This is a genomic window from Bacillus cereus group sp. N14, assembly GCF_016483555.1.
GTDB classification, from domain to species: domain Bacteria; phylum Bacillota; class Bacilli; order Bacillales; family Bacillaceae_G; genus Bacillus_A; species Bacillus_A wiedmannii.
Genome location: NZ_JAEHBQ010000005.1, coordinates 1 through 23,477, shown reverse-complemented (window position 1 = coordinate 23,477; position 23,477 = coordinate 1). Strand labels below are relative to the sequence as shown.

The following is a 23,477-nucleotide window of genomic DNA, read 5'->3' as shown; positions in this document are numbered from 1 at the left end:
GACAAAATGATGACTTTTGATGAATATGAAGTAGCGATCAATAGTGAGTTTACTTTACAAGGTACGATTACAAGGCCCAAAGCTGACGGGAAGTATGTGGCTGTTGTCATTATCGCGGGATCTGGGGAGATTGATCGTGATGGAACGATTGTACCGCTAAAGCTTGCGTCGAACATATATAAAGATTTAGCGCATATATTGGCGCAACTGGGCGTGGTGATGCTCCGCTTTGATAAGCGCGGAGTAGGAAAGAGTGACGGAGATATCATGAAGACTGGAATGTGGGATTTAGTTAGTGATATAGAGTCTACGATTACGTATTTAAAAGAACAACCATTTGTTGATCCAGAAAATATCATTTTGGCTGGTCATAGTGAAGGGTGTATGTTGGCAACAGTAGTAAATGCAAGAACACCAGTTAATGGGCTCATCCTTCTTACAGGAGCTGCGGAATCATTAGAAGAAGCTACGAAAAGACAAAGAGAAATTGCATATAAAGAACTAAAAGAGCAGAAAGGAATAAAAGGAAAACTAATGCGTCTTCTCAATGTGGAGAAACGTGGAGAAAAGCAGATGGAAAAAATAAAAGAAAAAATGATGAACACAGAAAAAGATACGATTAAAGTTGGTTTTAAACCGATGAATGCAAAATGGTTTAGAGAGCATTTTCAGCATGATATTTATAAAGATTTACAACAAGTAACATGTCCAGTACTAGCTATTGCTGGTGATAAAGATATTCAGGCTGACCCTGAAAGAGCGAAGCGGATTGGTGATTATGTGAAGGGTGATTCTGAAGTACATGTAATAAAAGATATGGATCATAGTTTGAAAAGTTTTGAGGGAGATTTCAAGGCTTTAGAGTTTAAAAAGAATTATGAAGAAGGGGCGGGAAAGCCACTTCATCCAGAGTTGGAAGAAATAATTGTGAATTGGATGGAATCATATTTTATCCCAGGTAGTAGGACTCTTACATCAAAATTAGGTGAATATGAGGAAGATGGAAGGGAGAGTAACTGCCTGTAAAAGACGGACTGGTGTGGGGGAATAGTAGGTGTAAGTAACTTCTGTAGTTTCAAACATATTCCCCTGATTGTAGGTTCTATAAACACCTTATAAATAATCCAGGCTATTTAATATTAGGAGGAAGCCAACTATACACATAATCCATGACAGAGCCGATCCTGTACTATTAGCAATTTTCATTCGAAGCTTCTCGAGAGGTTTTTGCATCCACCGACCAAATAGGAGATAGAAGAGAAACAGTACGAGAGAGGGCAATACCATAATAAAGTTGTATCCCGCTAAAATAGAAGACCATTCTATCCATGATAGATTAGAAGTAGTAAGTATGCCAATTGCCGCAAAATAAGGAAATGCAGTACCCGCTTCAATTAATGTAGTAGTGAATCCTAGTGCAATCATTGAAAAAATACTTTTTGTTTTTGGTGAAGGGACTTCTGAATTTTTCTTAGGTGGAATATAAAAGCTTACGATGAATAATATGACGCCAATAATAAATAACAACCAGCTTACGATTCGATTTTGAAATAAGCCAGAAATAAATTTAAACAAAAAATCTAATCCTAACATGAGTGAAACGCCAACAGCAAAATAACATCCTGCTACGGTCAATAAATAAACGAATAAACGTTTCGTAAGATTCTCTTTATCTGTTAAAAGTAGATATATTGTTACTCCTATTGTAGTAGGGCTTAGCGTGTCCAATATGGCTAATCCGCCTATTAGGAGAAGTTGTTCTGTACCCATCGCTCGTGCCCCCTTATTTCGGTTCAGGATGATTCTTTTCAGCCATAAAAATGGCATGTGCCTCGTTCATAAACTGAAGCACATCTTGATCAATTGGATATAAACTTAGCTTCTCTGATTGTTTTGGGGACATTCGTATCTCCCAAAGCTTATTTAAAAATTCATCCTCACCTTCAAATTCTTCTAAGCACTTTTCTTCCATTCTTCTTATGATATTTTGAACTTTTGTTGCTTTTGGTCCGTCCTTCATATAACGCTTTAACTGACCTATGAGGGCAATCCATTCGAGTGAATCAGAGCAGTCACTTGCCATTTTGGGGACTTTTTCTAATAGTTTTATTTCTTTTTCTTTAAATATAGATTCGCGATAATACTGTTGTATTTCTTTATCTTTGCTGGATAATTGCATGATTTTTTGAATCGCGATCCAGCTTTCTTCTCCCTCTAACGCAATTCCATTTATCATTTCTCGTAAGGATAATTCTATTTTCTTTAAATTTTCCTGCTCATTTATTACATAAGATAATTGGCTCTTTAAACTATCCGACCAATCCCACTCATTGAAGTCGAGCATATGTTTAATCTCTTGTAACGGAAATCCAACCTTTTTTAAAAATTGAACTTGCTGAAGTTTTTTTATTTCTTCATTTGTATATAAACGATGGCCACCCTCTGTTTTGGATGCTGGTTTTAATAATCCGATTTTATCGTAATAACGCAGTGTTCTTACTGTAACGCCTGTCAGTTCTGCAACTTTATTAATGTGTATCAACTGATAAACCTACCTTTCTGTACGTTAAGATTTTATCTTTAACGATTATTTTCTTATTTCGCATCTAACCTTCTTTACTAAGAAGATTTTTAAGTAAGTAGCCTGCTCCTAATCCAATTAGTGCACCAGGAAATCCATGATCCAGTAGCAGTCCAATACCTGCACCTATAATGACACATCCATAAATAATAATATCGCCCTGTTTCATATGAAAACCTCCTATTTTTCTAATTTCTTTTATGAAATTGCTAAATAGTAGCTACTTAACAGTATATAAAATGACCCAACGTCAACTTCAAGTGTTTTTGATTATTATTAATACATTTATATAAACCTTTAAAGCGCCCTCTAACGGAAGATTTAATTTCAAAATATTTTGCGGGCTTATCGTTCCAAAATATTTATACTAAAATATATAATACGGGGGTGTGGTTAATGGGTAGAAAGATTAGTTTTAATAAAGAGCAAGCTTTAAATAAAGCTATGTATTTATTTTGGGAGAAAGGTCATAAGCCGAGCTACTCTCTACGATAGTTTTTGAGGTAAGGATGCACTATTTAAACTAGCTGTGGAACATTATAAAAACTTTGGTGCCTTAGCATACAAAATTCACGTATTGTTCTTGCTATCCTGAGGTGAAATGGGAGGGAATGTCTTTTGGGAAGCATGCCTGTAAAGTTATTTTTTAAATCAATCCTATTTTTTTTCTTATGCGGTATTGTTGTTTATTCTATATTTCAGATTATGTTTGTCTGGAGTGCTTTGACAGGATTAGGAAGGGATGATATAGTCGGATTTTCTGATAATAAGTATGTAATTGGTCGTCCACCTGTTAGCTATAATTTATATAAAAAAGATAGTGGGGAAACTATATTAGATAATGTTATTGGTTATAAAAAAGGAAAAACGAAAAGCTATGTTCGGAATGAAATCGAATTTGTAGTGATAAATGAGATAAAGGGTAGCTATGAATTGTATAAAATAGAAAAGGCTTCAGAAAAGGATATAGAACGGCTGAAAGAAATGCAGAAATTAGAATGAAAGAGACTATTTGAAGGATAAAAATGCTGTTGGGTTGAAATAAAATTTAATAAAATACTAACTTCAGGATTTTTCATTTTTAACAAACTTAATTGGAATTTTACAAATGCACACATGTTATTGTTAAATCTAAAAAATGGTTTAGACTGATAACTGAGTTTTATTTCATGAAAAAAGTCAGCATAAAAATAAAGCATTAGGAGTTCAGTCCCATGTCTATCAAACTAATTAAAGTTTCTTTTTCAGGGATAGAAAGGAAATGAAATCATGGAAAAATCAATAAATAGTGAATTGATTGGAATGTTTATCTTTAATGAAACTTTTCATACATATGAACAAAACGAAGGAAAAGTACATTGGGGATTGGATATTGAAAAAGAGCTTGTACATGTACATGAAATGATGAAAAGAGCAGAAAAGCTTTATGTATGTATAGAAGAATTTGATAAAAAAGCTAAGGTCGCTATAGCGGAAGAATTAATAGAGTATAAAAATGATTTTTGGCCTGAATATGATGAGAATGATGAACATTTAGATTGGGATGCTGTAGATGCAGGAGAATATGATATGACGAAAGAAACATTTGAGCGGTCTATTACTCTGATGGACATTGTAATGAGAGAAAATGATATATATTGCGAATATAATGATGGAGATTTATTTGGTGGACATAGAATCCATGCTTCTTTTGACAATGAGTACAATTTATTAGCTGCAGAGATTTAGTTTTGAGCGATGAAAATGAAAAGGATTGATTACTATAATCAATCCTTTTTGTCATTATTATAAGATAACGGTGAAATACTAGGTAGAGAGTTGCATAGTGTTAACGTATTATCCGAAAGGAGTCTCCTTCCTGGGGCGTGTGAAAGGCGATAGTCTAGCGGTAGGTGGGAGATGAATTTCGGTTTGGTTTAGCCAAACATTTGGTGTTCCTATTTATTTCGCCCCTCATATAATCCGTCTTATAAGAGGTAACGTTTGGTATAACAATGAAAGTAGATAATAATCTTGTAGTGTTCAGGTTTTGTAATTACCGTCATAGCTTATGGGAAATGAAGCGAATTGGTCATTATGTGAAGGGTGATTCAGCAGTACATGTAATAAAAAATATGGATCATAGTTTAAAAAGTTTTGAAAGAGATTTTAAAGTATTAGAGCTTCAAAAGAACTATAAAGAGGGAGCGGGAAAGCCACTTCACCCGATGCTAGAAGAAATAATTGTGAATTGGATAGAGGCGCATTTTATCTCGCAATACGAGAGGAATAAGACTTCCAACTCAATATAAGGTGGAAGTGAGGAAAATCAATTGTTGATATACGATCGGTTGTTGTAGGTGAATCTAGTTTAGTATTTGTGTTGTAAGTTTTTTGTGTTTTTATCCCCTGTATAATGAAAAAACCTATTGGTTTTAGCTTTAAAAACGAACATTTTAGACATTATTTATAAAAATGTTCATATTTAGATTGCGTGCACACTAAAAGTTTGATATATTACCAATATAATAATTTTACACATCATCACTCGTATATACTCGGTAATATGGTCCGAGCGTTTCTACCTAGTTCCCAATGAAAGAACTGGACTACGGGTTAAAGTATTCGGCCGTGCTGTTCAATGAGCGCTACCGATCTATAATTTGGCATTTGTTTTATCTTTTGCTTAATTAACTTTGACTACCGTAGTTCTAGAAAGTAGAGATTCTTCTACAATTTCTAGAACTTTTTTGTTTGGACCAAAAGCATCGAGTATAGAAAACAACAAGAGAAAGAGGAGATTATTTATGAAGAAGAATACGTTGAAAAAATGTGCTGCCCTAGTAACTACTGTTGCATTTTCATTCTCGATACTTGCGGGATGTAATGCGAGTCCGAAACAAGTTGAGGCAAAAAACAATCAAAAACCAATCTTAATTCAAGGGCCAATGCCGATAGAAGCTGAAAAGTTTGCAAAAAGGTTAAAAAATGTGAAAGAAGAAAAGTCTGGAACTTTCGTATTTTATAAAGGAACTGTCGACAATTATCCTGTAATTGTTGCGAAAACAGGTAAAGGTATGGAAAATACAGCAGCCGCTACAGCAGTGGCTATTGAAAAATATAAGCCTATAGCGATTATTAACCAAGGAACATCAGGTGGACATGATCCTAATTTACATGTATTTGATATTGTTTTAGGGAAAAAAGTCGCGAATATAGGTTCATTAAAAACAACAAATATGGATGAGAATCAAGGGATTGAACCGAAAAAATGGATTTCAATGGACTTAATGGCTTCTGAAGGAAGTGCAGGAGAAGATCCAAATGCTGAGAAAATCCGATACTATGAGGGAGATAAGGATTTACTTGCAGCAGCTAATGCGGTGAAAGATAAATATACAAAAGGTAAAGTGGTGGAAGGGACTATAGGTTCAGCAGATCTTTGGAATAATGAAGTGGATAGAATTAAGTGGTTCCATACAAAATACGGTACATCTGTAGAAGAAATGGAAGGTGCTGCAGCAGCGCAAATTGCAAAAGCTTATGACGTACCATTTTTAGGGATTCGAGTATTATCTAACAATAAAACAAACGGTGGAAAATACAATCCAAATACAGCGGCGGCAAATCAAGAATATGTATATGAAGTAGTTAAAAAGTATATAGATTCGATACCAAATAAATAGTAGTAGTTCTGTCTCAATATAAAAATGTAATTATTACTGCACAACGTGTTGTGAACTCAGAATTGACACAGTTTCTCTAATTAAAATAGATTGGTGCCTACATGGTATCCAATCTATTTTTGTACTTATTCTTCAGAGGAAAAAGGGTTTTACACCAAAAAATAAAGACAATTATAGAAAAAGGAAAAGTCGAACTATCATCTTAATTTTTATTCAAAATGTTTTCTGAACGATTTATCAAATATGCATAATTGCATAAAAAAATTGAAATATATAAGTTAACATTAAACTACTTTTTAATTGTAAGGAATATTTTAATAATCTTTACTAGAGAAGGATATTCCTTGTGAAAAGTGAAATTGCTTGAAAAGTAGATAAACCAAAGTGTGGAAATAATACAGACTCAATAGAGTTTTGTATTAAATAAAAAGAAAAGGATGGGTATGGCTTTCTAAAAGTTTTTGGGGGTTAGAAAGCACTTTTTAGTTAATAGCCTCAAATTATATTTTAAAGGGGAAATGGGTATATGAAATTTCGAAATACAAAGCTTGCTATGGTTACACTATCTTCATTTTTTATTTTAGGTACTGCATCTGTATCATTCACAGATATCATACACGGTGAAGTAGCTTCTGTATCACCACAAGAGATTACTGTAAAAAGCTATGACGATACATATTATAATAATGCAATAGGAAAAACGGGTTTAGAATTAAAGAAGGAACTTCATAATGTTATTGATGATCATACAAAGTTATCATACAGTGCGGTTTGGGAAGCACTAAGAGATACGGATGAAGATCCAAATAATAAAAACAATGTGATACTCTTATATACTGGGCGCTCGCAAGGGAAACTTACGAATGGTTCAGGAGTTGATAATTGGAATCGAGAGCATGTTTGGGCAAAATCTCACGGTGATTTTGGAACCACTGCAGGAGCTGGAACAGATTTACATCATTTAAGAGCGACGGATGTATCTGTAAATAGCTCACGTGGAAATCTGGATTTTGATAATGGTGGTGTGAATCATTCGGAAGCGACAGAATGTAAATATGATAGTGATTCTTGGGAGCCTCGTGATAGTGTAAAAGGAGATATCGCTAGAATGCTATTTTACATGGCTGTTCGTTATGAAGGAGACAATGGGGAAATAGACTTAGAATTAAATGAAAAGGTGAATAACAATAAAGATCCATACATGGGCAAACTATCCGTTTTACTAAAATGGAATGAACAAGACCCGGTAGATGATTTAGAGCGAAAGCGTAATGAAGTGATTTTTACGAAATATCAACATAATCGTAATCCTTTTATTGATCATCCGGAATGGGTAAATAAAATTTGGAACTAAAATACTTAAAGGTATTTTACTTTGAGAGAAGGGATTGATCACTATGATCAATCCCTATTTATATCTATACTAGAATAAGTGATTTTTATAGGATTGGAGAGGGGAATAGGATAGATATTTTATCAAGTTAAGTATAATATGAGTCTTTTAATAAGGTCCCCACTCAATATTCACGCCAACAATAAGAAAAATAAGTCCGATGATAAACCAGATGAATGCAAGAGGAGCCATAAACCGAATCCATTTTCCGTAAGAAATGCCGCTCGCTGCGAGTACGCCCATTAAAACACCGGAAGTTGGATTGAGGCAGTTTACCACACCTTCGCCGAGCATAACAGCTTGTACTGTAACTTGGCGTGTAATGTGCATGAAATCAGCTAATGGAGCTAATATCGGAATGAAAATAACAGATTCTCCTGTCCCGGATGAAATGAGGAAATGTAATGCGGCACTACTTACATACATACCGATAACGCCAAATACAGGGCTTTGTCCTTCGAGAGACTGTGCTAGCTGATTCACAATTGTATCAAGCAATTTGCCTTGTTCTAAAATGACTGAAATACAACGAGCCATTCCGACGATCAAAGCACCGTATATGAGATTTTGGCAGCCTGCTAGAAAAGTAGAAGCGATATCGTTTGCTTTCATGCCGCCTATTATTCCCGCTGTAATTGCTATGAAAATAAAAGTAGCGGTCATTTCTGCGTCTGTCCAATGTAGACGAAAAGCGCCTATTAAAAATGCAAGTAACGATAAAGCTGAAACGAGTAAAATTAATTTGTGGCGTATTGTCCAAGGAACTTCTGTTTTCTCTATTTCTCTCTCACTTGAAAGAGCATTACTTGGAAACCAGTTGTCACCGAGAATGCTTCCTTTATTCGATTTCTTTAAACGTTTTACGTACCAATTAATATATAAAATGGTAGCAATTAAAAAAGAGATATAAATTGCCGTGCGTAAACCAATCCCCGAAAACATCGGAAGTTCTGCAATTTTTTGTGAAATGCCTAAAGGTGAGGGAGATAGAATAGTAGCATTAAAACCGGCATAAGTGCCTAAATAAATAATTGCTACGCCGACGATAGCGTCCCATTTTAATGTACGTGCAACGATGATGCCGATGGGGATAAAGCCAATAACTGAGTTAACGATAATACCAGTCGTTCCGAGAATAGAAAAGAGTGCGGCGACAATGCAAATGAAAAGTAATTGCTGATTACGAAATTTGTTAATCACATGATAGATTAAACCGTCAAGAGCGCCTGTTTTTTCAAGAATCGCAATAGCTCCACCTGTAAATAAAATTAAAAAGATGATAGGAGCAGCAAGTGTCATTCCTTTTTCAATAGCGGTAAAAAAAGAAACAAATCCTACCGGCGATTGTGGAACAGAATGATAACTTCCTGGTATTGTCGTTGTAACAGTCCCGTTTGTAACTCTTTTAAACTCTCCAGCAGGAACGAAATATGTAGTTATTGCACAAAGTAAGGCAATAAAAAATAGTAGTACGTACGCGTCAGGCATTTTAAACTTTCGTTTACTAGGCTGTTTTTTCGCCTCGGTCTGTAATTGCATAAAACCCCTCTCTTTCACTTGGTTAATTTTCAATATTCTGAAATTTATCTGTGGAATCGATTATAATAAAGGTTGCTTCCTAAGGCAATAGTTTTTCTGTTCTTTTCCTGCAATACAAATTGTTGCAACATTAGACAGGGAAACGAAAATAATCCAAGAATATGTTATATAGAAAGAATAAGGAAAAGAGGGGAATAAGATGTGGAAAACTACGGATTTATGTGATGAGTTTGAAAAGGAATTACAAATATGTCGCCAGTCTTTTCGTTCTTTTGGGAAGAAAGAACAATTTCACGGGAAAATTGCAACGGTAAAAGTGAAGGATGATAATGTACTAGTGAAGGAAGGATTGCAAACACTACCAGAAGGAACGGTATTAGTTGTTGATGGCGAAGCATCTACGAATTGTGCGTTACTTGGTGATAATTTGGCAGCTATTGCGGAGGAAAGAAAGCTAGCAGGGATTATTGTGAATGGATATGTTCGTGATTCTAGTGAACTAAAGAATATTAATATTGGTATTTTAGCGTTAGGGACGATGCCAAATAGAAGTGTAAAAGAGGGAAAAGGAGAGCGGAATATTTCGTTGCAATTTGGACAAGTAGAATGGAAGCCGAATGAATATGTGTATGCGGATGAAGATGGCGTCATTATTAGTGAAAAGAGTTTGCATCGTTAAAGGCTAGTAAGTTACTATTCTTAGAAAATAAATCCGATAAAGCATGGACAAAATTCTTTGTCAATAGTAAAATAATACAGAAATTTATAATTTACAGAATGTATAGGTTTATCGTTTTACGATAACTGAAATGGAAGTAAGTAGTGCCTAGAAAAGTGAATGTTATCACAATGATACGTTCATAAACAAAATTATTTTTCCTATACAAATATAGCCGCGAATGATGCGGGTAGGAGGTGTTGTACAGTTTGTTCGACACTTACAAAAAAAGAGTGTCAATTGCACGCCCTTGAAGGGCCTTTTTTTGTGTGAATAGTAGTAAGGGAGGAAATTTTGGGATGGCAATGTTGAAAAAATGGCTGCTTACGTCGTTAATGGCAGTTACACTCGTATTTGTTTCTTTTGCGAATACAGTACATATTACGTTTGCTGAAGGAAATACAGCAAAACTTGCAATTATTGGTGAATCACAAAAGGGCATTATGTTATGTCCGAAAGAAGAGCAAATTACAGATGGGGAAACAGCTTTAAGTTTGCTGCAAAAAGTCATGGGGGACAAAGTAACAGCAGAGACGATGTCGTTTGGAACGTATGTTAAAGGCATTGACGGCTTAATGGCTGGGGACACAAGCGGCTGGTTGTATGATGTAAATGATAAATCTGCAGAAGTTGGAGCAGATAGTTATAAATTAAAGTCTGGAGATGTTGTTGTCTTTCGTTTTGTTGCAGACTGGAGCAATATGAGCCAGGAAACATTACAGCAAACATTAGATAAATTTGGTACTTGTAAAACTGTAGAAGAACCAAAGACAGATGACCCAAAACCAGAAGAACCAAAACCAGAAGAACCAAAAACGGATGATCCAAAACAAGAAAAACCAGAAGAACCAAAAACAAATGATGAAAAGATAGAACAACCAAAGCAAGAGAACATTCAAGTTCCAGCAGCGAAAGTAAATGACGCGATCTCTAAGACATCTGAAAAGATGTTACAAGATGGAATTGAAAGTGATTGGGTAGCTTTAGGCCTTTCTCTTTCTGGAAAGAATGTTCCAATTGAGGCGAAATTAAATTATGTTAAGTCAGTAACTGGAAAAGTAGAAAAGCGCATTAACCGTTTTTCAGCGACAGATTTAGCTAGAACGATTATTATGATGAATGCAATGCAAGCAGACCCTACAAAGGTTGGCGAACATAATTTAGTTCAAAAATTGTATGAATCAGATAAAGTAAATTCTGTTACAGGTTATACATTTGCTTTACTTGCATTTGATACGAAGAAATATGAAGTTCCAGTGAATTCAAAATGGAATCGAGTTGCTTTAGTAGATGCGCTTTTAAACTCACAGCATACAGATGGCGGCTGGACTTACGATAGCGCAAGCAGTAAAGACAGTGCTAGTAGCGTTGATGTAACAGGTATGGTTTTATCAGCATTAGCTCCATATCAAGATCGACCAGATGTGAAGACAGCTGTAGAAAAAGCTGTTGCCTATTTATATAAAGAGCAACTAGAAAATGGTGGTTTTTCTGCTGATGGACAAGAAAACTCTAATAGTGTTGCGCAAGCAATTATTGGACTATCACTTGTGAAAGATGTAGATCAAAACCGTCTACATAAGGCAGTGCAAAATCTACTGTCATATCAACTTCCAAATGGTGAATTCAAATGGTTACCAAGTGATCAAAACGGTAGCGGAATGGCTACAGAGCAAGCGTTATTAGCACTACTTCAGTTTAAAGATCTTGAAAAATCGATTTATGACTGGTCAAATGTATCTGTTCCTGAAATCGATAAGAAACCAAATGTGGATTCAGAAAATGTTGTAGTAGAAAAAGAAGTTACTGAACAACCAGAAGAACAAAAACAAGTACAACAGGAAACGAAAGATGATAATTTAAAAGTTGTTGTTGATAACGAACCGGTTAAAAGCAAAAAGTCAGGAAACGGTAGCACGTTACCAAAAACAGGAGCATCTTCTCATAGTGCAGCTACAGAAGTAGGTATGGGTGTATTATGTATTGCTTCTGCATATGTATTATGGAGACGTAAAGCAGCTTAACAAAAATTAGGGGCAATCATTTGCTCCTAATTTTATTATGAAAGGTGAGAGGCAATATGAGTAAGATGAAATGGTTTATTTCTTTCATGCTTTCACTTGGGCTACTTGCTGGATGTGATGAGGCAGCTGTAAAGCCTGAGAAGAAAGTAGAACCAAAGCAAGAAGAGGTAGCAAAACAAGAAGAGAAAAAAGATGAAGCGAAACCGGAAGAAAAACCGGAGGAAAAACAAGCTGAACAAGAGAAAAATAAGCAAGACGAACAGAAAGAGAAACAAGAGCAAAAAGTAGAAGAGAAGCCGAAAGAAGAAAAGCCGCAGGCACAACCGGAAGTAAAGCAAGAAGAGAAACCTAAAGAACAGCCTGCTGCTAAGCAACCAGAACAGCAAAAAGCACAAGAAGAGAAACAACAACACCCGAAAACACCAGAAGTAAAAGAAGAAGCGAAGGTTGTGAATCAGCCGAAAGAAACACCGAAGCAGGAGCAAAAGAAAAATCCAGAAGAGAACAATAGTGTACCAACTCCGCCAACACCGGTACCACCACCAAACCCAGTACCACCACCAGAACCACCTAAACCACAAGCAAAACAAGTTACGATCTCAGTAAAAGGTAATGAAGGCTACTTATTAGGTGCGAAAAAAATGGATGTACAAGAAGGCGATACAGTGTATAAAGTATTGCAACGTACAGGTTTAGATGTGGATGCGAGTGGATCTAAAGGCGATGTTTATGTAAAAGGGATTAATGATTTATATGAAAAAGATATTACAGCTACTAGTGGATGGAAATATCGTGTGAACGGTGCGTTTCCAAACCATAGTGCAGGTGTAGTAACAGTTAAACCAGGAGATACAATCGAGTGGGTGTATGTATTAAAATAAGAAAGGCATTCGGTAAAGGACTATGAAAATAAGTTTTTCTTCTTTACATCCTTTTGTGAATTTTTTCTATTATATCGGGGTGATGATACTATGTATGATGTGTCTTCATCCTCTTTTTTTAATTGGGGCAATTCTATTAATCGTTATAATCAATGTGATGCAAGGGAATAGCGAAAAGATAAGAAATATGTTACCGAGCACAATCGTTTTCTTTTTTATGGTCATTTTATTTAATTCGTTATTAACGCATAGAGGCCGAACTACATTATTTTGGTTAGGTGATAGCCGTATTAAGCTTGAGGCGATTATGTTCGGACTAGTAATGGGGTTATTATTAGTTGCGATTATGTTTACGTTTGCTTCGTATAATGATATTATTTCAAGTCATAAATTTTTATATTTGTTTTCTAGAATTTCACCGAAAGTAGCATTGTTAACGATGATTACGGTGAGGTTTGTTCCATTGTTTATGAGGCGATTACAGAAAATAACACTCGTCCAAAAGACAAAAGGTATACAAGTAGATGCAGGTTCCATTGTGGAACGGGTGAAAAATGGTATGCAATTGCTACAAGTATTATTAATTTGTTCATTAGAAGATGCGCTGCAAACAGCAGATTCTATGCAAGCCCGTGGATTTGGTGTAACGAAGCGTACGACATATATTCGGTATAGAATGGAAAGACGAGATTGGTGTACGCTCAGTTATTTAAGTATGCTACTTATCATTGCTATTATATGTAATACGTATGGCGGGGGAAAGCTAATCATTTATCCGAAAGTCGAATCTATTCTATTTCAGCAATACGATGGAGTGATGTTCGGAGTATTTATGATGTTTATTAGTCTACCAATTATAATGGAAGGAAAGGAATGGATATGGTGGCGCATGCAGAAATAAACAATTTATCATTTGTATATGCTGATGAGAACGAATATGCGTTACAGCATATTTCTCTTTCTATTCAAAAAGGAGAGTTTATTGCACTTGCTGGAGGGTCAGGCTCTGGAAAGACGACTTTATTGAAACATTTTAAAAAGGAATTACTTCCAATCGGTACACGTTCAGGAGAAATTTTTTATGAGGACGTTTTATTAGAGGAAGTACCTGATTTATTATCTGCACAAGAAATTGGTATGGTATTTCAAAATCCAGAAAATCAGCTCGTAATGGATACGGTCATTCAAGAATTAGCATTTTCTTTAGAAAATATCGGGTTACCATCACAGATTATTCAAAAACGAATAGCAGAGCTTATTAGCTTCTTAGGATTTCAAGATTTATTGCACCAATCTGTTCATACGTTATCTGGCGGGCAAAAGCAGCTCGTCAATTTAGCTGCGGTATTAGTTATGCAGCCAAAACTATTATTATTAGATGAACCGACGGCGCAGTTAGATCCAATTGCAGCGAAAGAGTTTTTAGGATTGTTAAAACGTATTAACGAAGAACTTGGCATTACGATTGTTTTAAGTGAACATCGTTTAGATGAAGTGATACCACTTGCAACACGCGTTATTTGTATGAATAATGGTCAAATCGTGTATGATGGCAGCCCTAAAACGGTTATAGCGAACATGTGGGAAGTTGAAAAGTTCCGTCCATTTATTCCGCAAATTCCAAGATTGTTTTTAGAATGGAATGTAGAAGATATTCCGTTTACAGTGCGAGAAGCGCAAATGAAACTGAATAACTTTTCAGAGATATCATATGTGAATGAGCCAGTAGCAAAAAGTGAAAAACACGAAGTTATTTTAAGTGCAGAGCATATTTCGTTTCAATATGAAAAAAATAGTCCACTTATTTTACGAGACTTAACCGTATCGATTGAAAAAGGAAAATGGGTAGCTCTCGTTGGAAAAAACGGTACCGGGAAGTCCACGCTTTTGACGATTTTAGCGGGATTGCAAAAAGCGAGAAGAGGGAAAGTAAAGTGGAATGGGAAAGTGGTACATAAAATTGATTCGAAAGAACGATTTAAAAGTATCGGGTATGTATCACAGCATCCGTATTATCATTTTACATTTGATACAGTGTGGGAAGAAGTGTATGAACGTGCACGCGAGTTATACGGAGAACAAGGAAAAGAAATAGCAGAAGATATGTTGAAGAAGTTTTGGTTGTGCTCGCTTAAAGAACGCCATCCGCATGATTGTAGCGGGGGAGAGCAACAACTACTTGCGTTATGTACAACGTTATTATCAAAGCCGACTTTATTATTACTTGATGAACCGACAAAGGGATTAGATCCGTGGAAAAAAGAAAGAGTAGGAGAGGTATTTAGAAAGCTACAAAAAGAAGGTACAACAATTGTAATGGCAACGCATGATATTGAGTTTGCAGCGAAATACGTTGATCAATGTATGATGTTATTTGACGGAGCAGTCATTATGAATGATACACCGAAAGAATTTTTTAGTGGCAACTTCTTTTATACAACCTCTATTAATCGATTTATTCGAAAAGAGTTACCATATGCATTAACGTGGGAGGATGTGTACGAAGCGTGTCCAAACGATATGTTGCATTCATAATATGTATTTTTGCAGTAATAATAGGCACATTACTCTTTACTACACTTATCATGGACGGTTATTACATGTTAAGTAGTTTGTTTTTATTAGTTGTTATTATGTTACCGTTTTATATCCGCTTTGAAAGAAAGGCTTTTGTTTCACGTGAAATTGTACTCGTTGCTGTGTTAGCGGCAATTGCAGCAGTTAGCCGCGTACCATTTTCGATATTGCCAAGTGTACAACCGACTTCATTTGTCATTATCGTTTCTGCAATTGTGTTTGGGAGTGAAACTGGTTTTATGATTGGTGCAACAGCGGCTATCGTATCTAACATTTTTTTAGGACAAGGTCCGTGGACGCCGTGGCAAATGTTTTCGTGGGGTATGATTGGTTTTATAGCTGGATTATTACGTAATACAGTATTAATGAAAAAGCTATGGGGAAGACTCCTGTACGGATTGTTTGTTGGATTTTTATTTGGCTGGATTATGAACTTCTGGGGGCTTCTCGGTTTTATCCAGGAAGCAACGTGGGAAACAGTTGTCGCGTACTATGTTGCAAGTTTTTATTTCGATTTGAGCCATGCGATTTCGAATGTTATTTTCTTATTACTATTTAGTACGTCTTGGATTACGATTCTTACGAGGTTTAAAAAGAAATATGGCATATTAGATGAGCATAACTTGGCATAGAAAAGCATACTCATATAAGGTAGGGTCGCGACTTACATATTCGTTTGCCTCTTTCATGCTTCTTACATATTGTAAGGAGCATTTTTTATTGTCAAAAAATAGTCCAATATATATCCGTTACTATATAAAATTATTTGTATAATAGTAGGTGAGAACTATTTTCAAAAGGGAGGTGTATAGTTAATGAAGTTAGTTATTCCGAAGCAACATGGTGCATGGGCCATGCTCGTTATACCATTTCTATTAAGTGTCATACTTGGAAAACCTACTATGTATCATATTCCATTGTTTTTAGCTTGGTTCTTTATCTATTTAGCTACGTATCCATTTCTTACATACATAAAGCAAAGACGAAAAAAAGAGTTGTTACATGCTGCAATTGTATATTTTATCATCGCTTTCGTATTTGGGATGATTTCTCTATTATATGAATGGCGCATTCTTTTATTCGTAGTGTTCATGATTCCATTATTTATTGTAAATATGTATTACGCTCGTCAAAAAAATGAAAGAGCATTACTAAATGACATTAGTGCGATTATTGTTTTCTGTATTGGTGGTTTAGTTAGTTATTATTTTTCAATGAAGTTCATAGATAAAACAGCACTATTTATTGCGCTTATTTCATTTTTATATTTTTTAGGAAGTACGTTTTATGTGAAAACGATGATACGTGAGAAAAATAATCCGAAGTATCGTCTTATATCATGGGGTTATCATATCCTATTAACAATCATTGTATTTGCTATGAATCCGTGGTGCTCCCTTATTTTTATACCGAGTGTCATTCGAGCAATTATGTTATATGGTAAAAAAATTTCTATTATCAAAGTAGGGGTTTTAGAAATTGCTAATTCTGTATATTTTTTAATTATAACGGTAATAATTATGAAGTATGCCATTTGAAAAAACTTCCCACCTTATGATGGGAAGTTTTTTCAATCTTGTTCTAAAATATGAACTGTGTAATCACAGCGTTGAATAGCTTGTTCAATCGCATAAAGTGATTGTTCAATACGAGCGCGATTAAAATCTTTTTCAACAGTCTGTAGCGCTTCTTCTAAACAATGTTTTGCTTCTTGTAATGATTGAAAAGAATTTTGGACATATCCGCGAGCATTTTCGTGCATTTCATAATCCTCCTTAAATATTCATATATGTATAGTATGAACAGTAAGGAACAAAATATAATTTGTTATATTTGTTTGACAATTAAAATGAAATTACGTATAGTAAGAATTAAGTGAATATTTTCTTATCCAGAGAGGTGGAGGGACTGGCCCGATGAAACCCAGCAACCGCGATGCAGGTGCTAATTCCAGCAGAACATATTTGTTCTGGGAGATAAGACGAAGATATATACGTAACTTCTTCTTATCGGAGAGGTTTTTTTGTTGCAAAAAAACCGATTACGAAAATTTATATTAAGAAGAAAGGGGTTGCGAAGTACTGTGACACTCGAAAAATACGTAAAACTGCGTAGTACAGTTTATGAATATATGATAGAGCAAGGTAAGCCAATATCATTGTTAGATATTCAAGAACATATCGTTTCGCATCATGAAGGAAAATTCACGAAAAAGATGTTACATCAATTTTATTTATCAAGACTATTAGATGAACTGAAACTGGATGGGAAAATTACATTAGCTGATGAATATCTCTATACTGAAAAAGGGGTATTTTATAAGGCGGGAAAAGGGAGCTAAGCTCTCTTTTTTTTGAAGTATGTAGAGTAAAAGACTGCTTGAGCAGCCTGATACAAGGGAATGGTGTTGAGTGTGTAGTGTCAAAGATTGAATGTGCCTGAAAGAGGCACTTCATATCGGCTGCAAATGAAAAGAGACACCTCCGCCGAATAGGTGTCAGTCGTTTTGTCATATAGACTTGCTATTTGACAGTTATTAGAATAACATGCAGGGGTTATGGAAGTCAAAAGGGAATTAAAGGAAGAGGTGTTGTTATGTACGCTTACTTATTACATGATATAACGAAATGGATTCCTAAGTACATTATGGATAAAGGGTATGAATATTATGAAGAGGGACATGTAGAAGATGTTGAAATACAAGACAAGAAAATATTTGCTTTCGTTACTGGAAATGCAGGAAACTATGAAGTGATTATTGATCTTGAAGATTTTACAGAAAGTAGCTGCGAGTGTCCTTATGAAAACTATTGTAAACATATGGCGGCAGTTGTTTATGATATTCAAGGCACTGGTGAAAGTACGGTGAAAGAGAAACTGAAAGATTTAGACAAGGAAGAGTTACTTACCGTATTAAACCGTTTATTACAAAGCTCAAAAAACGTGCAAATTGTAGAGAAGATGTTAAAGAAGGGGAAACTTTAACTTATAGAGGGAGTTGTTTTGTAGTGAATGTACTAATTGTATACGCTCATCCCAGTCCTTCCAGTTTTAATGCGGCGATTTTAAAGCATGTGCAAAAAGGATTACAAGAAACAGATCATTCGGTTACGGTACTTGATTTATATAAAGAACAATTTGATCCAGTCCTTGTATTTAATGAGGATAAGAAAAGACGTGATTTAGTAAATGAAGAAGAAACAGCCCGGTACAGAACGTTAGTGGAAAAAGCAGATACGCTTCTCTGTATATATCCGATATGGTGGTGGGGGATGCCTGCTATTTTAAAAGGGTTTATTGATCGCATTTTCGTTGCTGGCTTTGCTTATAAATATGAAGGTGCCCTGCCGAAAGGATTATTGAAGGGGAAGAAGGCGTGGGTGATTAATACGTTAGACTCACCGTTATGGTACGTCGCCTTATTATATCGATCAGCAGATTGGATTATGATGAAGAGAGGTGTGTTACGTTTTTGCGGTATTCGCGATATAAAACGGTCAGTTTTCCAATCAGTGAAAACGAGTAAACGAGAGAAGCGGGAAAAATGGTTAGTACAAATAGAAGAAAAGGCTCGTACATTATGAATGAAATCGATCGTATTCTAAACTGTTGTGGGTATGATAAAGAACTTTTGCGAACGTATATTACATGTTTACTTCAATTGAAAAAATGTAGCGAAACATTTCAACAAATGACGATTCAATTAAGAAATGATTATCTAATAAGAGGAATCTGTGAAAGAGAAGTGGATGAGGTAGTAAGAGGAAGTAAAGAGTATGAAACGTATTTTCTTCCTAAAGCGTTACAGTGGAATTTCCTTAAGAAAAATCCACATTTAATTGAAAAAGTATGTGAAGATTTTTTTGCATTTGAGGCGTTACATCTTACGGATATAGAGTGGGAGACCGTGATAAATTGCACGGGAAATAAGTGATTTATTATGTAAAAAAGCTAGTATAAAACTAGCTTTTCGTTTAAATAAATAAGAAACATAGACTAATGATGAATCCTGCATATAGTAAGTTCACAACGCAAAATCCCATAATATCACGAGCGCCTAAACCAGCTATCGCTAATGCCGGTAATGCCCAGAAAGGTTGAATTAAATTCGTCCAAGCATCACCCCACGCAATTGCCATTGCTGTTTTTGCAGCAGGTACACCAAGTTCAGCGCCAGCTGGAATCATAATGGGTGCTTGCACAGCCCATTGACCGCCACCAGATGGAACGAAAATATTAACGATGCCAGCACTTTGAGTTTTTATAAAGAAAAGGCGCTATCCTCAAAGTACCTCCTCCTACTTAATCTATTCCTTCTATTAAAATTATAAATTGAAATACATTTTTTTATTAAGATAAGAAGCTGAATTAATACAATATCGTGATGAAATTTCTATATGTTGGTGAACTGGTTCCGTTAGCACTTGAATTTGAATTTCCTAAAAGGATTAGCGGTAGATTTGTATTGGCTGGTCCTGTTAGTGATTCGTTCCCTTGAGCAACTTGAACAGGGGGAGAAAACGGCTCTAAATGCGTATTGATTATCTGAAAGTTACGTCCATTTGCGCTAACTTCGATAGACAACCATCCCGGAAGAATTGTAAAGGGTTGTCCGCCAATTAGTATTGTTAATTTTATTTTGAAATTGTTTATTCCTGTGGATTTAAAATAATAATGCCTGTAGTTAAAGAGTTAAAAAATGAAGCGAATTTAGGAAACTATTTCATTGTTGGATTAGATACAAATGGAGCCTTTACTACTGAGCAACTTGTTTCATTTATAAAGTTAATTGGAAATGAACATAAAATGGTATTTATTAATACGAGGGTACCACGTCCGTGGGAATCAATCGTTAATGAAAGGGTGAAAGTAACGGCATCTGAGTGTAACTCTAGTTGATTAGTATGCAGCAAGTGCAAAAGGATTTTATTTTCTTTTGTGGAATGTTATTTATATTTACCTTATTAAAGTTTAGAAAGGAGAATATTTATGAAACATTCTTTATTGGAGACAAATCCAGAACCAGGAAAGAAAGAATCATTGCTTACACGATGTGCAAATGTATTTTCGAGATGGTCTCAGAAATATGTCCCAGATGCCTTTGTTATTGCTGTGTTGCTAACTTTATTTACTTTCATTATAGCTTTATTGATGAATCCCTCAAATCCGTACAAAATCGTAAAATCTTGGGGGGATGGGTTTTGGACTTATTTAACGTTTACAATGCAAATGGTATTATTAATGGTTACAGGGATGACGCTAGCTTCTGTCCCTTTTATTAATAGAGGCTTGCAGTCCGTTGCAAAGTTAGCCGATACACCCCAAAAGGCTTATACGATGACATTTTTGATCAGTGCAATTGCATACTATATTAATTGGGGACTAGCCGTAGTTGTGGGAGCGATCATTGCGAAGGAAGTAGCGAAAAAGAATCCGAATGCACATTTTCCATTACTTGTAGCTGCTGCTTACGCTCCGACAGCCTTATATAGCGCAGGTCTCTCCAGTTCTATTGGCCTGACAATTGCCACAAAGGATCATTTTCTTGTAGATATGATTGGAATTATTCCTACCTCACAAACAATTTTTAGTTACTCTACTTTAATTATTTTTTTCATTTTATTCATCACGATGCCAATTATTATTGTCCTTATGGCTCCAAAAAGTGGGATTATCAGCTATAAAGCAATCGAAACAGATACAAATTCTTTTGTAAAACCTCCTCAAAAGAATTTAACTGCTGCGGAAAAACTGGAATGGACACCGGTTCTAGGAATATTATTAGGCGGAATTGGCACGTTGTATTGTGTTTATGAATTCATGAACGGTCATAGTTTAGATTTAAATATCATTAATTTGTTTTTCTTATCACTTGGTTTACTCTTGCATGGTTCTCTTGGCAACTTTGCGCAAGGATTCAAAGAATCTGCGCAATCCATTTCTCCAATTATATTACAGTTTCCATTTTATGCGGGGATTATCGCTGTTTTAGGTAGTTCAGGATTGGGGAGCTCAATCATTCAATGGATGGCATCCATTGCGTCAAAGGATACCTTTGATATATTTACATATTGGTCAGCGGGATTGGTGAACTTATTAGCACCATCTGGCGGGGGGCAATGGGCTTTGCAAGGGCCACTGCAGGTCCCTGCAGGATTGAAGTTAGGTGTAGATCCGGCTACTATCGCTATGGCGGTAGGCTGGGGGGACGCCTGGACAAATTTAATTCAGCCGTTCTGGGCACTACCTCTTTTAGGGGTGCTGGGATTGAAAATTAAAGATATCATGGGTTATTGTTTCATTCTCTGCATTTGGGTCGGGATTGTAACAAGTTTATTGATGTTATTTCTATATTAGTTTTCATAGGGATATACATTACTATCAAGTAATACCATTAAAATGAAAAAACACGCTATTCTTTCTGTAAAAACATGAGGAGGGATAGTGTTTTTTTATGTTTTTTAGAAAGGATGATACATAATACATGGCTAATTGATGGCCAATATCAAATTCATTCGTAAGCTGTTCTTTATCAAGCTGAACATGATAATCACCATCAACGCTATGGTTTTAAAACTATCCAAAATGGTATGGAAGAACCGGGAGTGTTGGAAGTACTACGAGAACAGTTGCGTATGATTAATAAGAGACAATAAAAAAATCCTCCTGGATGCAAGAGGATTTTTTTATAGGGAATAGTAAGGATGAGAGGAGGTGCATTACATATGGGAAAAGGTAGAAGTAATAATGCTGGTAAAAAGCAACCGAATTTCGATGATTCATCTAATTTCGCTAAACAAAGCCAACCGACAGAAAAGAAGAAGAAGTAAAAAAAGGATCTCTCTTTATCAAGAGAGATCTATTTTTTATATTGACGTTTCAGCACAACATATCCATCGCTCAACCAAATAGTCATACATGCAAAGCTTAAACTCCTTCGAATGGAAGTCAATTTAATATTATTGTCCTGTTTTTTATAATGCTTCTTCACGTTTACCTTATTTAAAAAGCCAATACAAAAAAGACGCGTTTCCTAAATAAAAAGAGCTCTTAATGGAGTATTATCTTTATTTTGAGCCTTTAATAAAATTCTCCAATTTATATTTTACTCTATTAGGCTATGAAATTTAAGTGATTAAATGTAAAATTTATATAGATAGTTATATAAAAAGTTAAAAACATCGGGTGCGTTATTCTACAATCGGGTCAAATTATAGAGTAAAGGTTGTACTATGGCTAAAAATATTGATAAGCATGAGGAGAGGATTACATTGACTATTTATGAGCAATTTATAGAGGCTCTTAAAGAAAAAATAGGCGATACTGTAACATTTGCAGAGATAAAGGACAGATTAATAACAAAATTTAATACGAAACCGGGGAGTATTAATCCTGCTGATTATTGTTATAACCGTTATAACAAAGGGAGAGTGTTTAATAAAAATCTGTTTATATATATAAATAAAAAAACGTATAGATATGTAGGTGAAAATTATCCTTATACAGGATTAGTTTTTCACAAACCTAAAGGGGCAGATTGTGAATCTGTTGTAGGTGAGTGGGATAATGGTAAACTTCTTTTTTATAAGGATAAGGATAAAATAGGAATCTCACAAATCAAAAAGTTATATGAGGCATACTTTGAAATGTTACGATTTGAAATGAATGTTCTTGGTTGTAAGGCGACTGAATTAAGGCATCTTATAGGTCGTCTAGGTGAATTTTTTTGTGTTCTTTACACAAATGGTGAGCTATCCAAAGTGACTAATCAGCATGGATATGATGTCATTAAAGATGGGAGAAGAATAAGTGTTAAAACAACTGCCCAAGAAAAAGGGTTTATCGCGATCAATCAAAGCACATTTGACCAATTTGATGACTTCTTTGTAGTTCAGTATAAAGATGATGATTTGAAAGTATTATTTTATGGGCCAAAGGAAGAACTTCCGGCGCTTAGACCATATGGGAATACTTATGAGGTTGATATAAATTCTTTAAAGAGAGTAGAAAAGACACTCGTATTGAAGTGACCCCTGTCAAGTAGACAGTATTCAAAAAACACAACTAAGCAACCTGAGTTCTATATTTATATGGACTCA

Annotated in this window: 23 protein-coding genes, 4 pseudogenes and 2 riboswitches; of the genes and pseudogenes, 21 read left to right on the top strand and 6 right to left on the bottom strand. The window is 35.2% G+C overall.

The window, feature by feature from the left end:
* The first annotated feature begins 9 nt into the window (after nt 1–9).
* Complete coding sequence (locus JDS82_RS09550) at nt 10–1,026, top strand: alpha/beta hydrolase family protein (RefSeq protein ID WP_199713224.1); 1,017 nt, start codon at nt 10–12, stop codon at nt 1,024–1,026.
* Nucleotides 1,027–1,113: 87 nt separating this feature from the next.
* Here JDS82_RS09550 and JDS82_RS09545 read toward each other — a convergent pair whose 3' ends face one another.
* From JDS82_RS09545 to JDS82_RS09535, 3 genes are all read right to left on the bottom strand, one after another.
* Entirely contained in the window at nt 1,114–1,770 is a 657-nt protein-coding gene (locus JDS82_RS09545) for a GAP family protein (RefSeq protein WP_000536408.1), read from the bottom strand.
* Nucleotides 1,771–1,783: 13 nt separating this feature from the next.
* Nucleotides 1,784–2,542: a MerR family transcriptional regulator gene (locus JDS82_RS09540; protein ID WP_199713141.1), complete on the bottom strand. Its 759-nt coding sequence runs from the start codon at nt 2,540–2,542 to the stop codon at nt 1,784–1,786.
* Between the two features lie 64 nt (nt 2,543–2,606).
* Nucleotides 2,607–2,750 carry a hypothetical protein gene (locus tag JDS82_RS09535; RefSeq protein ID WP_000808927.1) on the bottom strand — a complete coding sequence of 48 codons (144 nt, stop codon included), beginning with the start codon at nt 2,748–2,750 and terminating at the stop codon, nt 2,607–2,609.
* Between the two features lie 227 nt (nt 2,751–2,977).
* Here JDS82_RS09535 and JDS82_RS30345 point away from each other — a divergent pair.
* From JDS82_RS30345 to JDS82_RS09505, 6 genes and pseudogenes are all read left to right on the top strand, one after another.
* A pseudogene (locus JDS82_RS30345) lies at nt 2,978–3,080 on the top strand (TetR/AcrR family transcriptional regulator); the annotation flags it as partial.
* A gap of 128 nt (nt 3,081–3,208) precedes the next feature.
* Nucleotides 3,209–3,583 (top strand): hypothetical protein, encoded by a 375-nt coding sequence (locus JDS82_RS09525; RefSeq protein WP_472926240.1) that lies wholly within the window; start codon nt 3,209–3,211, stop codon nt 3,581–3,583.
* A gap of 267 nt (nt 3,584–3,850) precedes the next feature.
* Nucleotides 3,851–4,309 carry a DUF2262 domain-containing protein gene (locus JDS82_RS09520; protein ID WP_199713139.1) on the top strand — a complete coding sequence of 153 codons (459 nt, stop codon included), beginning with the start codon at nt 3,851–3,853 and terminating at the stop codon, nt 4,307–4,309.
* Nucleotides 4,310–4,641: 332 nt separating this feature from the next.
* A pseudogene (locus JDS82_RS09515) lies at nt 4,642–4,872 on the top strand (hypothetical protein); the annotation flags it as partial.
* Nucleotides 4,873–5,088: 216 nt separating this feature from the next.
* Nucleotides 5,089–5,192, top strand: a riboswitch (purine riboswitch).
* A gap of 175 nt (nt 5,193–5,367) precedes the next feature.
* The gene (locus tag JDS82_RS09510) at nt 5,368–6,246 is read left to right on the top strand and encodes a 5'-methylthioadenosine/S-adenosylhomocysteine nucleosidase (RefSeq protein WP_088091677.1); all 879 of its coding nucleotides are present in this window, start codon (nt 5,368–5,370) and stop codon (nt 6,244–6,246) included.
* Between the two features lie 526 nt (nt 6,247–6,772).
* Complete coding sequence (locus JDS82_RS09505) at nt 6,773–7,600, top strand: endonuclease I family protein (RefSeq protein ID WP_088091676.1); 828 nt, start codon at nt 6,773–6,775, stop codon at nt 7,598–7,600.
* Between the two features lie 147 nt (nt 7,601–7,747).
* Here the strand turns inward: JDS82_RS09505 and JDS82_RS09500 are convergent, their stop codons facing one another.
* The gene (locus tag JDS82_RS09500; RefSeq protein ID WP_088091675.1) at nt 7,748–9,178 is read right to left on the bottom strand and encodes a YfcC family protein; all 1,431 of its coding nucleotides are present in this window, start codon (nt 9,176–9,178) and stop codon (nt 7,748–7,750) included.
* Between the two features lie 199 nt (nt 9,179–9,377).
* On the opposite strand from JDS82_RS09500, the gene rraA reads away from it, so the two are divergent.
* The 7 genes from rraA to JDS82_RS09465 all read left to right on the top strand — a co-directional run bounded on the left by rraA (nt 9,378) and on the right by JDS82_RS09465 (nt 16,916).
* Nucleotides 9,378–9,857: a ribonuclease E activity regulator RraA gene (gene rraA / locus JDS82_RS09495; protein WP_048565990.1), complete on the top strand. Its 480-nt coding sequence runs from the start codon at nt 9,378–9,380 to the stop codon at nt 9,855–9,857.
* Nucleotides 9,858–10,195: 338 nt separating this feature from the next.
* Nucleotides 10,196–11,920 carry a DUF4430 domain-containing protein gene (locus JDS82_RS09490; protein WP_199713138.1) on the top strand — a complete coding sequence of 575 codons (1,725 nt, stop codon included), beginning with the start codon at nt 10,196–10,198 and terminating at the stop codon, nt 11,918–11,920.
* A 56-nt stretch (nt 11,921–11,976) separates the two neighbouring features.
* Nucleotides 11,977–12,801, top strand: coding sequence for a DUF4430 domain-containing protein (locus JDS82_RS09485; RefSeq protein ID WP_048565992.1), 825 nt, complete (start codon nt 11,977–11,979; stop codon nt 12,799–12,801).
* A 22-nt stretch (nt 12,802–12,823) separates the two neighbouring features.
* Complete coding sequence (locus JDS82_RS09480) at nt 12,824–13,702, top strand: energy-coupling factor transporter transmembrane component T (RefSeq protein ID WP_199713137.1); 879 nt, start codon at nt 12,824–12,826, stop codon at nt 13,700–13,702.
* Complete coding sequence (locus JDS82_RS09475; RefSeq protein ID WP_048565993.1) at nt 13,675–15,336, top strand: ABC transporter ATP-binding protein; 1,662 nt, start codon at nt 13,675–13,677, stop codon at nt 15,334–15,336. Before JDS82_RS09480 ends, JDS82_RS09475 begins: the two co-directional genes overlap by 28 nt.
* Nucleotides 15,309–16,010, top strand: coding sequence for an ECF transporter S component (locus JDS82_RS09470; RefSeq protein WP_048565994.1), 702 nt, complete (start codon nt 15,309–15,311; stop codon nt 16,008–16,010). Before JDS82_RS09475 ends, JDS82_RS09470 begins: the two co-directional genes overlap by 28 nt.
* A gap of 183 nt (nt 16,011–16,193) precedes the next feature.
* Entirely contained in the window at nt 16,194–16,916 is a 723-nt protein-coding gene (locus tag JDS82_RS09465; protein ID WP_048565995.1) for a YwiC-like family protein, read from the top strand.
* Between the two features lie 32 nt (nt 16,917–16,948).
* On the opposite strand, the gene JDS82_RS09460 is transcribed toward JDS82_RS09465, so the two are convergent.
* Nucleotides 16,949–17,140 carry a hypothetical protein gene (locus JDS82_RS09460; RefSeq protein ID WP_000545003.1) on the bottom strand — a complete coding sequence of 64 codons (192 nt, stop codon included), beginning with the start codon at nt 17,138–17,140 and terminating at the stop codon, nt 16,949–16,951.
* 122 nt (nt 17,141–17,262) lie between these two features.
* Nucleotides 17,263–17,361, top strand: a riboswitch (SAM riboswitch).
* Nucleotides 17,362–17,401: 40 nt separating this feature from the next.
* Between JDS82_RS09460 and JDS82_RS09455 the strand changes: the two genes are divergently transcribed.
* The 4 genes from JDS82_RS09455 (at nt 17,402) to JDS82_RS09440 (ending at nt 19,312) form a co-directional block, all read left to right on the top strand.
* Nucleotides 17,402–17,719 carry a hypothetical protein gene (locus tag JDS82_RS09455; RefSeq protein ID WP_002108033.1) on the top strand — a complete coding sequence of 106 codons (318 nt, stop codon included), beginning with the start codon at nt 17,402–17,404 and terminating at the stop codon, nt 17,717–17,719.
* A gap of 254 nt (nt 17,720–17,973) precedes the next feature.
* Nucleotides 17,974–18,363, top strand: a complete 390-nt coding sequence (locus JDS82_RS09450) for an SWIM zinc finger family protein (RefSeq protein WP_000271508.1) — start codon at nt 17,974–17,976, stop codon at nt 18,361–18,363.
* A gap of 23 nt (nt 18,364–18,386) precedes the next feature.
* Entirely contained in the window at nt 18,387–18,962 is a 576-nt protein-coding gene (locus tag JDS82_RS09445; RefSeq protein WP_199713136.1) for an NAD(P)H-dependent oxidoreductase, read from the top strand.
* Nucleotides 18,959–19,312, top strand: coding sequence for a group-specific protein (locus JDS82_RS09440; protein ID WP_064470909.1), 354 nt, complete (start codon nt 18,959–18,961; stop codon nt 19,310–19,312). The genes JDS82_RS09445 and JDS82_RS09440 overlap by 4 nt, the downstream gene beginning before the upstream one ends.
* Before the next feature lie 40 nt (nt 19,313–19,352).
* Here JDS82_RS09440 and JDS82_RS09435 read toward each other — a convergent pair.
* Nucleotides 19,353–19,631: pseudogene (locus JDS82_RS09435) on the bottom strand (TIGR00366 family protein); the annotation flags it as partial.
* A gap of 421 nt (nt 19,632–20,052) precedes the next feature.
* Between JDS82_RS09435 and JDS82_RS09430 the strand changes: the two are divergent.
* From JDS82_RS09430 to JDS82_RS09420, 3 genes and pseudogenes are all read left to right on the top strand, one after another.
* Nucleotides 20,053–20,262: pseudogene (locus JDS82_RS09430) on the top strand (SGNH/GDSL hydrolase family protein); the annotation flags it as partial.
* A gap of 105 nt (nt 20,263–20,367) precedes the next feature.
* Nucleotides 20,368–21,735 (top strand): short-chain fatty acid transporter, encoded by a 1,368-nt coding sequence (locus tag JDS82_RS09425; protein WP_088091671.1) that lies wholly within the window; start codon nt 20,368–20,370, stop codon nt 21,733–21,735.
* Between the two features lie 914 nt (nt 21,736–22,649).
* The gene (locus JDS82_RS09420) at nt 22,650–23,408 is read left to right on the top strand and encodes a DUF7225 domain-containing protein (RefSeq protein WP_199713223.1); all 759 of its coding nucleotides are present in this window, start codon (nt 22,650–22,652) and stop codon (nt 23,406–23,408) included.
* The last annotated feature ends 69 nt before the right edge of the window (nt 23,409–23,477 follow it).